The 14,471-nt window shown below is 66.2% G+C and carries 11 protein-coding genes and 2 rRNA genes; 12 read left to right on the top strand and 1 reads right to left on the bottom strand.

The genetic code is table 11. From position 1 onward, the window contains the following. Positions 1–218: 218 nt before the first annotated feature. From MDN94_RS28160 to MDN94_RS28105, 12 genes are all read left to right on the top strand, one after another. Positions 219–3,343, top strand: a 23S ribosomal RNA gene (locus MDN94_RS28160). Positions 3,344–3,418: 75 nt separating this feature from the next. Beyond that, a 5S ribosomal RNA gene (gene rrf / locus MDN94_RS28155) occupies positions 3,419–3,535 on the top strand. A gap of 133 nt (positions 3,536–3,668) precedes the next feature. Beyond that, on the top strand, positions 3,669–4,277 hold the full coding sequence (gene clsA, locus MDN94_RS28150) for a cardiolipin synthase ClsA (RefSeq protein WP_482728700.1): 609 nt from the start codon (positions 3,669–3,671) through the stop codon (positions 4,275–4,277). A gap of 123 nt (positions 4,278–4,400) precedes the next feature. Then, a complete protein-coding gene (locus MDN94_RS28145; protein WP_189470220.1) occupies positions 4,401–6,896 on the top strand; it encodes a mannose-1-phosphate guanyltransferase in 2,496 nt (831 codons plus the stop codon). Positions 6,897–6,994: 98 nt separating this feature from the next. Further along, entirely contained in the window at positions 6,995–7,921 is a 927-nt protein-coding gene (locus MDN94_RS28140) for a DUF881 domain-containing protein (RefSeq protein WP_482728699.1), read from the top strand. Then, complete coding sequence (locus tag MDN94_RS28135; protein WP_003970459.1) at positions 7,918–8,250, top strand: small basic family protein; 333 nt, start codon at positions 7,918–7,920, stop codon at positions 8,248–8,250. The genes MDN94_RS28140 and MDN94_RS28135 overlap by 4 nt, the downstream gene beginning before the upstream one ends. Before the next feature lie 2 nt (positions 8,251–8,252). After that, positions 8,253–9,101, top strand: a complete 849-nt coding sequence (locus tag MDN94_RS28130) for a DUF881 domain-containing protein (protein WP_482729102.1) — start codon at positions 8,253–8,255, stop codon at positions 9,099–9,101. A gap of 148 nt (positions 9,102–9,249) precedes the next feature. Next, on the top strand, positions 9,250–10,125 hold the full coding sequence (locus MDN94_RS28125; RefSeq protein WP_482729101.1) for an FHA domain-containing protein: 876 nt from the start codon (positions 9,250–9,252) through the stop codon (positions 10,123–10,125). A 42-nt stretch (positions 10,126–10,167) separates the two neighbouring features. Continuing rightward, positions 10,168–10,911 (top strand): transcriptional regulator FtsR, encoded by a 744-nt coding sequence (gene ftsR, locus MDN94_RS28120; protein ID WP_482728698.1) that lies wholly within the window; start codon positions 10,168–10,170, stop codon positions 10,909–10,911. Between the two features lie 53 nt (positions 10,912–10,964). Next, complete coding sequence (locus tag MDN94_RS28115) at positions 10,965–11,438, top strand: bifunctional nuclease family protein (RefSeq protein WP_005320145.1); 474 nt, start codon at positions 10,965–10,967, stop codon at positions 11,436–11,438. Positions 11,439–11,673: 235 nt separating this feature from the next. Beyond that, the gene (locus tag MDN94_RS28110) at positions 11,674–12,219 is read left to right on the top strand and encodes a MerR family transcriptional regulator (protein WP_244258316.1); all 546 of its coding nucleotides are present in this window, start codon (positions 11,674–11,676) and stop codon (positions 12,217–12,219) included. A 49-nt stretch (positions 12,220–12,268) separates the two neighbouring features. After that, complete coding sequence (locus MDN94_RS28105; protein WP_482728697.1) at positions 12,269–13,918, top strand: DNA polymerase IV; 1,650 nt, start codon at positions 12,269–12,271, stop codon at positions 13,916–13,918. Between the two features lie 99 nt (positions 13,919–14,017). Here the strand turns inward: MDN94_RS28105 and MDN94_RS28100 are convergent, their stop codons facing one another. After that, positions 14,018–14,401 (bottom strand): PRC-barrel domain-containing protein, encoded by a 384-nt coding sequence (locus tag MDN94_RS28100; protein WP_441267472.1) that lies wholly within the window; start codon positions 14,399–14,401, stop codon positions 14,018–14,020. Positions 14,402–14,471: the final 70 nt, after the last annotated feature.

Below are 14,471 nucleotides of genomic sequence, written 5' to 3'. Positions count from 1 at the left end.
ATTATTCGGCACTCTTGACCATCTCTGGTCTGTCAGTACTGCTTCGGCGTGGAACACGGACTCGGGGACGGCGAGAGGGCCGGGCACACTGTTGGGTGTCTGAGGGTGCGAGCGTTGCTCGTCCTTCGGGATGCCGGCCCCAGTGAACTCACCTTGCAGGTGGGGTGATGGGTGGCTGGTCGTTGCTTGAGAACTACACAGTGGACGCGAGCATCTGTGGCCAAGTTTTTAAGGGCGCACGGTGGATGCCTTGGCACCAGGAACCGATGAAGGACGTGGGAGGCCACGATAGTCCCCGGGGAGCCGTCAACCAGGCTTTGATCCGGGGGTTTCCGAATGGGGAAACCCGGCAGTCGTCATGGGCTGTCACCCGCTGCTGAACACATAGGCAGTGTGGAGGGAACGAGGGGAAGTGAAACATCTCAGTACCCTCAGGAAGAGAAAACAACCGTGATTCCGGGAGTAGTGGCGAGCGAAACCGGATGAGGCCAAACCGTATGCGTGTGATACCCGGCAGGGGTTGCGCATACGGGGTTGTGGGATCTCTCTTTCATTGTCTGCCGGCAATGAGACGAGTCAGAAACCGTATGAATAGGCGAAGGACATGCGAAAGGTCCGGCGTAGAGGGTAAGACCCCCGTAGCTGAAATTCATGCGGCTCGTTTGAGAGACACCCAAGTAGCACGGGGCCCGAGAAATCCCGTGTGAATCTGGCGGGACCACCCGCTAAGCCTAAATATTCCCTGGTGACCGATAGCGGATAGTACCGTGAGGGAATGGTGAAAAGTACCGCGGGAGCGGAGTGAAATAGTACCTGAAACCGTGTGCCTACAAGCCGTGGGAGCGTCGCTGTATGTGCTTGCACATGCAGTCGTGACTGCGTGCCTTTTGAAGAATGAGCCTGCGAGTTAGCGGTGTGTAGCGAGGTTAACCCGTGTGGGGAAGCCGTAGCGAAAGCGAGTCCGAACAGGGCGATCGAGTTGCACGCTCTAGACCCGAAGCGGAGTGATCTAGCCATGGGCAGGTTGAAGCGGAGGTAAGACTTCGTGGAGGACCGAACCCACCAGGGTTGAAAACCTGGGGGATGACCTGTGGTTAGGGGTGAAAGGCCAATCAAACTCCGTGATAGCTGGTTCTCCCCGAAATGCATTTAGGTGCAGCGTCGTGTGTTTCTTGCCGGAGGTAGAGCACTGGATAGGCGATGGGCCCTACCGGGTTACTGACCTTAGCCAAACTCCGAATGCCGGTAAGTGAGAGCGCGGCAGTGAGACTGTGGGGGATAAGCTCCATGGTCGAGAGGGAAACAGCCCAGAGCATCGACTAAGGCCCCTAAGCGTACGCTAAGTGGGAAAGGATGTGGAGTCGCAGAGACAACCAGGAGGTTGGCTTAGAAGCAGCCACCCTTGAAAGAGTGCGTAATAGCTCACTGGTCAAGTGATTCCGCGCCGACAATGTAGCGGGGCTCAAGCGTACCGCCGAAGTCGTGTCATTCCAGCATGAGGGCCAACGCCCGCTGGGATGGGTAGGGGAGCGTCGTGTGCCGGGTGAAGCAGCCGCGGAAGCGAGTTGTGGACGGTTCACGAGTGAGAATGCAGGCATGAGTAGCGATACACACGTGAGAAACGTGTGCGCCGATTGACTAAGGGTTCCTGGGTCAAGCTGATCTGCCCAGGGTAAGTCGGGACCTAAGGCGAGGCCGACAGGCGTAGTCGATGGACAACCGGTTGATATTCCGGTACCCGCTTTGAAACGCCCAATATCGAATCAGGCGATGCTAAGTCCGTGAAGCCGCCGGCTGAGTCTTCGGACGAGGTCGGAGTGGTGGAGCCGACGAACCAGACTTGTAGTAGGTAAGCGATGGGGTGACGCAGGAAGGTAGTCCAGCCCGGGCGGTGGTTGTCCCGGGGTAAGGGTGTAGGACGTGGGGTAGGCAAATCCGCCTCACACATAGTCTGAGACCTGATGCCGAGCCGATTGTGGTGAAGTGGATGATCCTATGCTGTCGAGAAAAGCCTCTAGCGAGTTTCATGGCGGCCCGTACCCTAAACCGACTCAGGTGGTCAGGTAGAGAATACCGAGGCGTTCGGGTGAACTATGGTTAAGGAACTCGGCAAAATGCCCCCGTAACTTCGGGAGAAGGGGGGCCATCACTGGTGATCCGATTTACTCGGTGAGCTGGGGGTGGCCGCAGAGACCAGCGAGAAGCGACTGTTTACTAAAAACACAGGTCCGTGCGAAGCCGTAAGGCGATGTATACGGACTGACGCCTGCCCGGTGCTGGAACGTTAAGGGGACCGGTTAGTCACTCTTCGGGGTGGCGAAGCTGAGAACTTAAGCGCCAGTAAACGGCGGTGGTAACTATAACCATCCTAAGGTAGCGAAATTCCTTGTCGGGTAAGTTCCGACCTGCACGAATGGCGTAACGACTTCTCGACTGTCTCAACCATAGGCCCGGTGAAATTGCACTACGAGTAAAGATGCTCGTTTCGCGCAGCAGGACGGAAAGACCCCGGGACCTTTACTACAGTTTGATATTGGTGTTCGGTTCGGCTTGTGTAGGATAGGTGGGAGACTGTGAAGCTTGGACGCCAGTTCAGGTGGAGTCGTCGTTGAAATACCACTCTGGTCGTGCTGGATGTCTAACCTGGGTCCGTGATCCGGATCAGGGACAGTGTCTGATGGGTAGTTTAACTGGGGCGGTTGCCTCCCAAAGGGTAACGGAGGCGCCCAAAGGTTCCCTCAGCCTGGTTGGCAATCAGGTGTTGAGTGTAAGTGCACAAGGGAGCTTGACTGTGAGACCGACGGGTCGAGCAGGGACGAAAGTCGGGACTAGTGATCCGGCGGTGGCTTGTGGAAGCGCCGTCGCTCAACGGATAAAAGGTACCCCGGGGATAACAGGCTGATCTTCCCCAAGAGTCCATATCGACGGGATGGTTTGGCACCTCGATGTCGGCTCGTCGCATCCTGGGGCTGGAGTCGGTCCCAAGGGTTGGGCTGTTCGCCCATTAAAGCGGTACGCGAGCTGGGTTTAGAACGTCGTGAGACAGTTCGGTCCCTATCCGCTGTGCGCGTAGGAGTCTTGAGAAGGGCTGTCCCTAGTACGAGAGGACCGGGACGGACGAACCTCTGGTGTGCCAGTTGTCCTGCCAAGGGCATGGCTGGTTGGCTACGTTCGGAAAGGATAACCGCTGAAAGCATCTAAGCGGGAAGCCTGCTTCGAGATGAGGACTCCCACCTCCTTGAGAGGGTAAGGCTCCCAGTAGACGACTGGGTTGATAGGCCGGATATGGAAGCCCTGTAAGGGGTGGAGTTGACCGGTACTAATAGGCCGAGGGCTTGTCCTCAGTTGCTCGCGTCCACTGTGTTAGTTCTGAAGTAACGAACTCGCCTTGCCGGCTTGAGTTCCAACTTCATAGTGTTTCGGTGGTCATTGCGTTAGGGAAACGCCCGGTTACATTCCGAACCCGGAAGCTAAGCCTTTCAGCGCCGATGGTACTGCAGGGGGGACCCTGTGGGAGAGTAGGACGCCGCCGAACAATCATTGTGGGAAAGCCCCGCACCTCTGGTGCGGGGCTTTCCTGCGTTCAAGGGGGGCACTGCACAGGCCGGCACTCACTGCAGGTAAGGTCAGGGAGCATCGTCGGCACGTTCCACACAGGAGGCCCCCGGGTGGAGGTCCAGGAGACCCGCGTTCAAACGGACCGGGTACTCACCATCCCCAACATCCTGAGCATGGCTCGCCTCGTCGGCGTGCCTCTGTTCCTGTGGCTGATTCTCCGCCCCGAGTTCGGCGGGCCCAAGAGTGACGGCTGGGCGTTGCTCGTTCTCATGCTCAGCGGCGTCAGCGACTATCTCGACGGCAAGCTGGCCCGACGCTGGAACCAGATCAGCAGCCTGGGGCGCATCCTCGACCCGGCCGCCGACCGCCTCTACATCCTGTCGACCCTTGTCGGTCTCACCTGGCGGGAGATTCTGCCGCTCTGGCTGACGGCCGCGCTATTGGCTCGTGAAGTGATGCTGCTGGTGATGGTGGGAATCCTCCGTCGCCACGGCTATCCGCCGCCCCAGGTGAACTTCCTGGGCAAGGCCGCCACCTTCAACCTCATGTACGCCTTCCCCTTGCTGCTCCTGAGTGACGGAACGGGGTGGCTTGCGTCACTCGCGGCGATTTTCGGATGGGCGTTCGCGGGATGGGGTACAACTCTGTATTGGTGGGCAGGAATCCTCTATGTGACTCAGGTCCGCCGTCTCGTCAAAGCGGACACAATGGCCGATTGACCTCGTCGGTGTGGGAGCGCGCTGTGTCGCCGGCCGCGCGTGTCACCACACGTCACCAGCGGTCACCTGTGGACGGGGTGAAGTCGGCCAGACAGTCGTCTCTTCAAGGAGGACGCTTCCGACATGAAGGCCGTCGTGATGGCCGGCGGCGAAGGTACCCGACTTCGCCCCATGACCTCGAGCATGCCCAAGCCGCTCCTGCCGGTGGCCAACCGGCCCATCATGGAGCACGTGCTCAGGCTGCTCAAGCGGCACGGGCTCACCGAGACCGTTGTCACCGTGCAATTTCTCGCCTCACTCGTGAAGAATTACTTCGGTGACGGCGAAGAGCTCGGAATGGAGCTCACTTATGCCAATGAGGAGAAGCCGCTCGGCACTGCCGGCAGTGTGAAGAACGCAGAGGAAGCGCTGAAGGACGATGCCTTCCTCGTGATTTCCGGTGACGCCCTCACCGACTTCGACCTGACCGACCTCATCTCCTTCCACAAGGAGAAGGGCGCGTTGGTCACCGTGTGTCTGACGCGCGTGCCCAATCCGCTGGAATTCGGCATCACCATCGTCGACGAAGAGGGAAAAGTCGAGCGATTCCTGGAGAAGCCGACGTGGGGGCAGGTATTCTCCGACACGGTCAACACGGGCATTTACGTGATGGAGCCCGAGGTCTTCGACTATGTCCAGCCCGACGTTCCCGTCGACTGGTCCGGAGATGTGTTCCCGCAGCTCATGAAGGAAGGCAAGCCGATCTATGGCTATGTCGCCGAGGGCTACTGGGAGGACGTCGGCACCCACGAAAGCTATGTGAAGGCACAGGCCGACGTCCTGGAGCGCAAGGTGGACGTTGAGCTCGACGGCTTCGAGATCTCTCCTGGTGTGTGGGTCGCGGAGGGCGCGGAGGTACATCCCGACGCGACGCTGCGAGGCCCGCTCTACATCGGCGACTACGCCAAGGTCGAAGCAGGCGTCGAGATCCGCGAGCACACCGTCGTGGGCTCCAACGTCGTCGTGAAGACCGGTGCGTTCCTGCACAAGGCCGTGGTCCATGACAACGTCTACATCGGCCCGCAGAGCAATCTCCGTGGCTGCGTCATCGGCAAGAACACCGACATCATGCGCGCTGCCCGCATCGAGGACGGCGCCGTCATCGGTGACGAGTGCCTCGTCGGCGAAGAATCGATTGTCCAGGGCAACGTACGGGTCTATCCGTTCAAGACCGTCGAGGCCGGCGCGTTCGTGAACACGTCCGTCATCTGGGAATCCCGGGGACAGGCGCATCTCTTCGGTGCGAGAGGCGTCTCCGGCATCCTCAACGTGGAGATCACGCCGGAGGTCGTGGTGCGCCTGGCCGGTGCGTACGCCACCACGCTGAAGAAGGGCGCCACCGTCACCACCGCACGTGACCACTCGCGTGGTGCCCGTGCCCTGAAGCGCGCCGTGATCTCAGCGCTGCAGGCCAGCGCCATCGATGTACGCGACCTGGAGAACGTGCCGCTGCCCGTGGCGCGCCAGCAGACGGCCCGCGGAAGTGCGGGCGGCATCATGATCCGTACGTCGCCGGGGGTGCCCGACTCCGTCGACATCATGTTCTTCGACGAGCGCGGTGCCGACCTGTCGCAGGGCGGTCAGCGCAAGCTGGATCGGGTGTACGCGCGGCAGGAGTACCGGCGTGCGTTCCCGGGCGAGATCGGCGATCTGCACTTCCCGTCGAGCGTCTTCGACTCGTACACCGGCTCCCTGCTTCGGAACGTGGACACCACCGGGATCGCCGAGTCCGGTCTCAAGGTCGTCATCGACGCGTCCAACGGCAGCGCCGGGCTTGTGCTGCCTAGCCTGTTGGGACGCCTCGGGGTCGACGCGCTGACGATCAATCCCGGCCTCGACGAGTCCCGGCCGACGGAGTCCGCGGACACCCGGAGGTCCGGTCTGGTCCGGCTCGGGGAGATCGTCGCCTCCGCGCGTGCGGCGTTCGGCGTCCGGTTCGACCCCGTCGGCGAACGAATCTCGCTGGTCGACGAGCGGGGCCGGATCGTCGAGGACGACCGTGCGTTGCTGGTACTGCTCGACCTGGTCGCGGCGGAGCGGCGCAGCGGCGGCGTGGCGCTGCCGGTGACGACGACGAGGATCGCCGAGCAGGTCGCGGCGTACCACGGCACGCAGGTCGAATGGACGACGACGTCCCCTGACGACCTGACGAGGGTGTGCCGGGAGGAGACCACGATCTTCGGCGGCGACGGTCGCGGCGGCTTCATCGTGCCGGAGTTCAGCAGCGTCTTCGACGGTACGGCCGCGTTCGTGCGGCTGGTCGGCCTGGTCGCCCGTACGCAGCTCACGCTGAGCCAGATCGACGCCCGCATCCCGCGGGCGCATGTGCTCAGGCGGGATCTCGCGACGCCGTGGGCGGTCAAGGGGCTCGTGATGCGGCGTGTGGTCGAGGCTGCCGGTGACCGGCACGTGGACACCACCGACGGCGTGCGCGTGGTCGAGGCCGACGGCCGGTGGGTGATGGTCCTCCCCGACCCGTCGGAAGCCGTCACCCATCTGTGGGCGGAGGGGCCCGACGACGCGTCGGCCCAGGCGCTTCTGGACGAATGGTCGTCGGTCGTGGACAGCGCAGGTCACTGACACATTGCCGGTGTGCCGGCGGACTCCTGTGGGGCGTCCGTCGGCTCACCGGTGGGGCCATTCGGCGGTAGCGGTTGCGACGTGCGACGATGTGCGGCATGTCGCAGCAGCCCCCCGTTCGGAGCACAGGTTTTCCGCCCGCGCGCCCTGATGCGTCCATGTCGCTGCTCACCAAGTTCATGGAGCACAGCCTCGACGACGGTTACGCGGAGGCGGCGGCGCGCCGGGCCGAGGGTGGCGGCATGCCCCGCACGCTGCGCGCCAAGCTGGGCCTGGCGGCCGGGCTCGTGCTCGCGGCCGCCGTCGTCACGCTCGGAGCGGCCGAGGCGCAGATTTCGGCACCGGTCCTGGCCAAGGAGCGCGAGGAGCTCATCGACCGCGTCGAGGCGCAGACCGAGAAGGCCGACGCCGTGGAGCGCGACGTCGAGGCTCTGCGGTCCGACGTCGAGGAGCGGCAGCGCAAGGCCCTGAACGCGCAGGGCGAGGAGCAGGGCGCGACGGTTCCTCTGCTGGCGGGCGCCACAGAGGTGCACGGCCCGGGCGTCAAACTCGTCGTGGACGATGCCAAGGGGACCGACCAGGGCGGCGACGGGCCGCGGGAGAGCAGCGGTTTCTCCGACACCGGCCGGGTACGGGACCGGGACATGCAGCGGGTCGTCAACGGCCTCTGGGAGTCCGGTGCCGAGGCGATCGCGATCAACGGGCAGCGGCTGACCGCCCTGTCGGCGATCCGCGCGGCCGGCGACGCCATACTGGTCGACAACAGGCCGCTGGTGCCGCCGTACACGGTGCTCGCGGTGGGGGACGGCAGCAAGCTGCGTACCGCCTTCCAAGGCAGTGCCGACGGGCAGTATCTCCAAGTCCTCAAAGAGGACTTCGGAATCCGCACCAGCATCTCCGACGAGGAGTCGGTACGACTGCCCGCGGCCCCGAGCTTGATCGTACGAACAGCTGAGCCGACGACCGCCGACGCCCCGCAGGGCAGTGGGCCGGGAGCGGCCGAATCAGAGAAGGGCACATCGTGATCGCGGTACTGGGCCTCGTCGTGGGAGTCGTGGTCGGGCTTTTGGTCCGGCCCGAAGTGCCGGCGGTGGTCGAGCCCTATCTGCCGATCGCGGTCGTCGCCGCGCTCGACGCGGTGTTCGGCGGTCTGCGGGCCATGCTCGACGGAATCTTCGTCGACAAGGTCTTCGTCGTGTCCTTCCTCTCGAACGTCGTGGTGGCAGCGCTGATCGTGTTCCTCGGCGACAAGCTGGGCGTCGGCGCGCAGTTGTCCACGGGCGTGGTCGTCGTGCTCGGCATCCGGATCTTCTCCAACGCCGCGGCCATCCGCCGGCATGTCTTCCGGGCGTGACGATGAGCAGCGAAGAGACCCCCCAGAACGAGGCGCCGCAGTCGCAGCTGCCGCGCGCCCAGCCGCTCCCGCAGGCGCAGCCGCCCGCGCCCCCCGTCGCGCGGGAACCCGATCCGTCGAAGACCGATGTCCGGACCGGGCGGCAGCGGCTCGGTGCGGCGGTGTGGCCGCCGCGGGTGACCCGCGCCCAACTCATCGTCGCGGTCCTGCTGTTCGTCCTCGGTCTGGGGCTGGCCATTCAGGTCCGTTCCAACAGCGACGAGAGCGCGCTGCGCGGTGCCCGGCAGGAGGACCTGGTCCGCATCCTCGACGAACTGGACAACCGCACGCAGCGGCTCGAGGACGAGAAGCAGCGCCTCGAGGACCAGCGCACCGAACTCGAGAACAGCTCGGACCAGGCCGATGAGGCCCGGAAACAGACGCAGCAGAAGGAACAGCAGCTCGGCATCCTGGCCGGCACGGTCGCCGCGGAGGGACCGGGCATCACTCTCACGATCCAGGACCCCTCCGACACCGTGGAGTCGGACATGCTGCTCGACACGATCCAGGAGCTGCGGGCGGCCGGGGCGGAGGCGATCCAGGTGAACGGCACCCGGGTCGTCGCGGACACCTTCTTCTCGGGCGCCGCTGGGGGCATAGAGGTCGACGGCAAGCGGATCACGGCCCCGTACACCTTCAAGGTCATCGGCAAGCCGCAGGACCTGGAGCCTGCCCTGAACATCCCCGGCGGTGTCGTGCAGACCCTGGAGAAGGAGCAGGCCACGGCTACCGTGGAGCCGGCAGAGAAGATCATTGTCGACGCCTTGCGACCGGCGGAGCGGCCTGACTACGCTCGGTCGTCACCGCAGTGAAGCAGGGGGACATGGGGAGTGCCGGACCCGGGCAGAGGATTGCAGGGGGGCGACGCATCACATATGTGGTGCGTGGTGGAAACTGTCCGGAGGGTACGGACGTTGTGAGGGTGTCCGGTTCAGCAGGTGTGTTGGTTGAGGGTTCGTCCTGCCCCACGGGCGGGTCTATTTCGGTCAAGGGGAAACGCCCGTGAAGTTGTTTGCGAAGTTGTTCGGCAAGAGTTCACGCGAGGACGGCAACGCCCGCCATCGCGCGCCGCGTCATGGCCAGAGCGAGGAGCAGAGCGGCGAGCGCCCGCTGTTCCGGGACGAGGTGGCCGGTGGTGACAATTCGGGCGGACAGGGCGCGTCGTCTGTTGACCCTGCCGGTGCCCGCGGCATAGGTTTCGGGGATCCATCAACCTCAAGTGCGGGTGGAGGGTTTGCCTCCGACCCGTATGCGACCAATCCCCACGCGGGGCAGCCGCGGCAGGAGGATCCGTCCATGGCGGGTTTGCCGGTTTGTTCGAGGTGCGGCCACCGGAACACCGAGGCCGGTCGGTTCTGCTCCAACTGCGGTGCGCCGCTGAAGGGTGGCGCACCGGCCGAGCGTGCGTCGGAGACGACGTCGACGATCTCCATCTCCGGCATCGAGGCCTACGACTCTGAGGTGACCGGCCAGACCGCCGTTCCCTCGCTCTCGCCGGAGGCTCAGGCCGCCGTCGAGGCGCTGCCGCTCGGCTCTGCCCTCCTGGTGGTCCGCCGCGGGCCCAACTCGGGCAGCCGCTTCCTGCTGGACGGTGAACTGACCACGGCGGGGCGCCATCCGCAGAGCGACATCTTCCTCGACGACGTCACGGTGTCGAGGCGGCACGTGGAGTTCAGGCGCGGACCGGACGGCGGTTTCACCGTCTCCGACGTCGGCAGCCTCAACGGCACGTACGTGAACCGTGAGCGGATCGACTCCGTGGTCCTTGCCAACGGTGACGAGGTTCAGATCGGCAAGTACCGGCTGGTCTTCTACGCGAGCCAGCGGGGCGTGTAACCCTCCCCAGACTCCGTCCGGGGTGACCCCCAGGGAAGGCACATGCTGCGAACACCGACGGGCGGTGCCGGTCACGGCACCGCCGCCGCGGGCGACCGCCCGATGAGCATCGGCGCGGTCCTCGGGCACCTGCGCGACGAGTTCCCGGAGGTCACGATCTCCAAGATCAGGTTCCTGGAGGCAGAGGGCCTGGTCGAGCCGAGTCGTACCCCCTCCGGGTACCGCAAATTCACGGCCCGGGACGTCGAGCGACTCGCGCTGGTGCTGCGGATGCAGCGTGACCACTACCTTCCCCTGAAGGTCATCCGCGAGCAGTTGGACGCCTTCGAGCGCGGCGAGCAGGTGCAGCTGCCCGCACAGGGCGCCCAGCGGGACCTCTTCGATGATTCCTGGGAACCGGAGGCCGAGCGTCCCCGCGGGGGCCGTATCGGCCGGGCGGCCCTCCTGGCCGCCGCCGAGGTGTCCGAGGAGGAGCTCGTCGAGTGGGAGTCGTACGGCCTGCTCACCCCGGACGCGAGCGGCGCCTACGAGCCGGAGGCGGTCACGGTCGCACGGATGGTCGCAGAGCTGGGCAGATTCGGTCTCGAGCCCAGGCACCTGCGTGCCATGAAAGCCTCCGCGGACCGCGATGCCGGCCTGGTCGAACAGATCGTCGCACCGCTGCGCCGCCACCGTAATCCACAGACCAGGGCCCATGCGGAGGCCACCACCAAAGAGCTCGTGACCCTGTCCGTGAAGCTCCATGCGGCACTGGTGCAGACCGCCCTCGGAGTGCGGCTCCACTGATCTTGGACCAGCCCGACTACCCAAACCGGTCGCGCACGTCCTAGGGTTGCTGTGTGAACGAGCTCGACGTTGTGGGTGTCCGGGTCGAAATGCCCTCGAACCAACCGATCGTGCTCCTGCGTGAAGTGGGAGGCGATCGGTACCTCCCCATCTGGATCGGTCCCGGGGAGGCGACCGCCATTGCCTTCGCCCAGCAGGGCATGGCACCGGCCAGGCCGCTGACCCACGACCTCTTCAAGGACGTGCTGGAGGCGGTGGGCCAGGAGCTCACCCAGGTCCGCATCACCGACCTGCGCGAAGGCGTCTTCTACGCGGAGCTGGTCTTCGCCAGCGGGGTCGAGGTGAGCGCCAGGCCCTCCGACGCGATAGCGCTTGCCCTGCGCACCGGTACGCCGATCTACGGCAGTGACGGGGTGCTGGACGACGCGGGTATCGCCATCCCGGACGAGCAGGAGGACGAGGTGGAGAAGTTCCGCGAGTTCCTCGACCAGATCTCCCCCGAGGACTTCGGGTCCAGCAACCAGTGACGGTTCCGCCGACGCGTGGGCGGATCGCTCCCGTGGCGGCGCATTCGAGCAGCCTTTCCCCGGATGGGGGCACGGGAAACCACTCTCAGGGTGATTATCACTCGGCGTGCCGAGTGTGGCGATCGTTGACGCACCCTTGGTGACTCCCTACCTTCGAGGTGGCAGGTCAAGGACGGAGGTCGGCGTGAGAAGCAGCGGCGACAGTACGGTTGGGGGCGGCCCCGGACCCGGTCCGGTGGAAAGCGGGCCGTACCCGCTGCACGACAGCGCAGCCGCGCCCTCCACCGACACCATCGGCTACCGCGGGCCCACGGCCTGCGCGGCCGCCGGAATCACCTACAGGCAGCTCGACTACTGGGCGCGCACGGGTCTGGTGGAGCCGAGCGTCAGGCCCGCGTACGGATCCGGCACCCAGCGGCTCTACAGCTTTCGCGACGTGGTCGTCCTCAAGATCGTCAAGCGCTTCCTGGACACCGGAGTGGCGCTGCAGAACATCCGGGCGGCCGTCCAGCACCTACGGGCCCGCGGTTTCCGGGACCTCGAGCGCATGACGCTGATGAGCGACGGCGCGACGGTGTACGAGTGCTCCTCGCCCGACGAGGTGGTCGGCCTCCTCCAGGGCGGTCAGGGCGTCTTCGGGATCGCCGTGGGCGTCGTGTGGCGGGACGTCGAGACGGCACTGTCGCAGCTGCACGGCGAGCGGATCGACACGGGGGAGACCCTGGTGGGCCACAACCCCGCGGACGAGTTGGCCAGACGCAGACGCGACCGGGCCGTCTGACGGCGCTCGCCGCTCCGCGTTGTCAGTGCTGTGGGGGAGCATCGGACATGTGAGAACCGCGCCGACGATCCTGCATCTCGACATGGATGCCTTCTTCGCCGCCGCCGAGCAGGCGGCGAAGCCGTCGTTGCGCGGAAAGCCGGTGATCGTCGGTGGACTCGGTCCTCGGGGTGTGGTGGCCACGGCCTCCTACGAGGCCCGGCGTTTCGGCGTGCATTCGGCGATGCCGATGGCGCAGGCCCGACGGCTCGCACCGAACGCGGCCTGTCTCGTACCACGCTTCTCGCTGTACCGCTCGGTGAGCGAGCAGGTCATGGAGCTGCTGGGGCGGCTGTCGCCGCTCGTGGAACCGCTGAGCCTCGATGAGGCATTCGTGGACCTGGAGGCCGGTGGCGCGGCGCATGACGCCCCGTCCGCCCGTGCGACGGGGGAGCGGCTGCGTGCCGACATCCGGGCCGTCACGGGACTCACCGGGTCGGTCGGGCTGGCCGGCTCCAAGATGATCGCCAAGATCGCTTCCGAGCAGGCAAAGCCGGACGGTCTGGTGCTGATCGACCCCGGCACCGAGCGTGAGCTGCTCGGGCCGATGCCCGTCCGGACCCTGCCCGGTGTCGGGCCGGCGACCGGGGAGCACCTGCGGCGGGCGGGCATGACCACCGTCGCGGACCTCGCGGAGGCGGGCGAGGACGAGCTCGTACGGCTGCTCGGCAGGGCGCACGGGGCATCGCTGTTCCGGATGGCGCTGGGGCACGACGACCGGCCCGTGGTGGCTGAGAGGGACGCGAAGTCGGTGTCCGTCGAGGACACCTTCGACGTCGACCTGCACGACCGGGTGCGGGTCCGGCTCGAGGTGGACCGGCTTGCCGAGCGGTGCGTGCAGCGGCTCCGCGGCAGCGGCCACTCCGGCCGGACCATCGTGCTGAAGGTCCGCCGGTACGACTTCTCGACCCTGACGCGGTCGGAGACGCTGCGCGGGCCGACGGACGACCCCACAGTGGTGCGGGAGGCGGCCGGCAGGCTGCTGGAGTCGGTGGACACCACCGGCGGCGTACGGCTGCTCGGCGTGGGCGTGACGGGGCTCGCGGACTACACCCAGGAGGACCTGTTCGCGCAGGCCGCGGCGGAGGCGGAGGCGGAGGCCGGGGCCGAGGCGGCCGAACCGGACGAGGGTGCCCCCACGGCCCCGGAGGGCGCACCCGCCGGGGCGGGTGAATCGCACCGTACCGAGCCCGGCCGGCCAGACCCGGCCGAGCGGCGCTGGGCTGCCGGACAGGACGTGCGCCATGCGACGTACGGGCCGGGCTGGGTCCAGGGGAGCGGCGTCGGCAGGGTCACCGTGCGGTTCGAGGAGCCTTGGTCGGCGCCTGGCAGGGTCCGGACCTTCCGGGTGGACGACGAGGACCTCGAGGCCGCGGACCCACTGCCGCTGGTACGGCCCGCCGGGCAGGCGGAGCCGCCGCAGGCCGCGGCCGGCGGGGAGGCTGATCCGGCTGCGACCCCGGGCGAGGAGGCGGGGAGAACGCCGGGGGCTTCCCGGCCCGCCACCGGCTCCGGGACATCCATGGAACCGGCGCCACCGGGGGCCTCAGCGGCTTCCCCCGAAGGGGCGACGCCACAGTCCTCGCCGGCAGGCGGCACCGAGGCGCCGGAGCCACCGGTCATGCCTCGGGCGCCTGTCCCGGACCGGAGTCAGGGCTGACCGGGCTGACCGGGCGCGGCAGGGGAGAGGCGACCCAACGGCGGTGAGCAGAGAGCCCGGCCGTGCGGCCGAGCCCGGGTGAAGCCGACGTGCGGGCGGTCAGTCCTCCTGACCCGCGACCCGGCCGAAGGACCGATCGCCGGAGGCGGGCGCCGGCGCGGGAGGCGGACCGGAGAGGTCGAGCCCGTAGTGGTGGTAGAGCTGGAGTTCCTGCTCGGGCGACAGATGGCGGCCCACTCCGAAGTCGGGCGCGTCCTTGATCAGCGCGCGTTCGTAGGGAACGTGCAGCGCGTTGTCGACGAGCTCGCTCGGCTCGAGAGGGACGAAGGCGTCGCGGCTGAAGAGGCCTGTGCGCACGGCCGCCCACTCGGGCACGCCCGTGGCGTCGTCCAGGTACACCTCGTCAACGGTTCCGATCTTGTTGCCGTTGCGGTCGAACGCCTTGCGGCCGATCAGGCTGCGCGGATCGATGTCGGTCTGCACGGTCCCTCCAAAAGGTCGCAGCTGCTCTCCAACGACTACAGAAGTCCACATTGCGGGTGTCGGCCACTCG

Source organism: Streptomyces sp. WAC00040, assembly GCF_056835925.1.
This window is presented reverse-complemented; position numbering and strand designations above follow the sequence as displayed.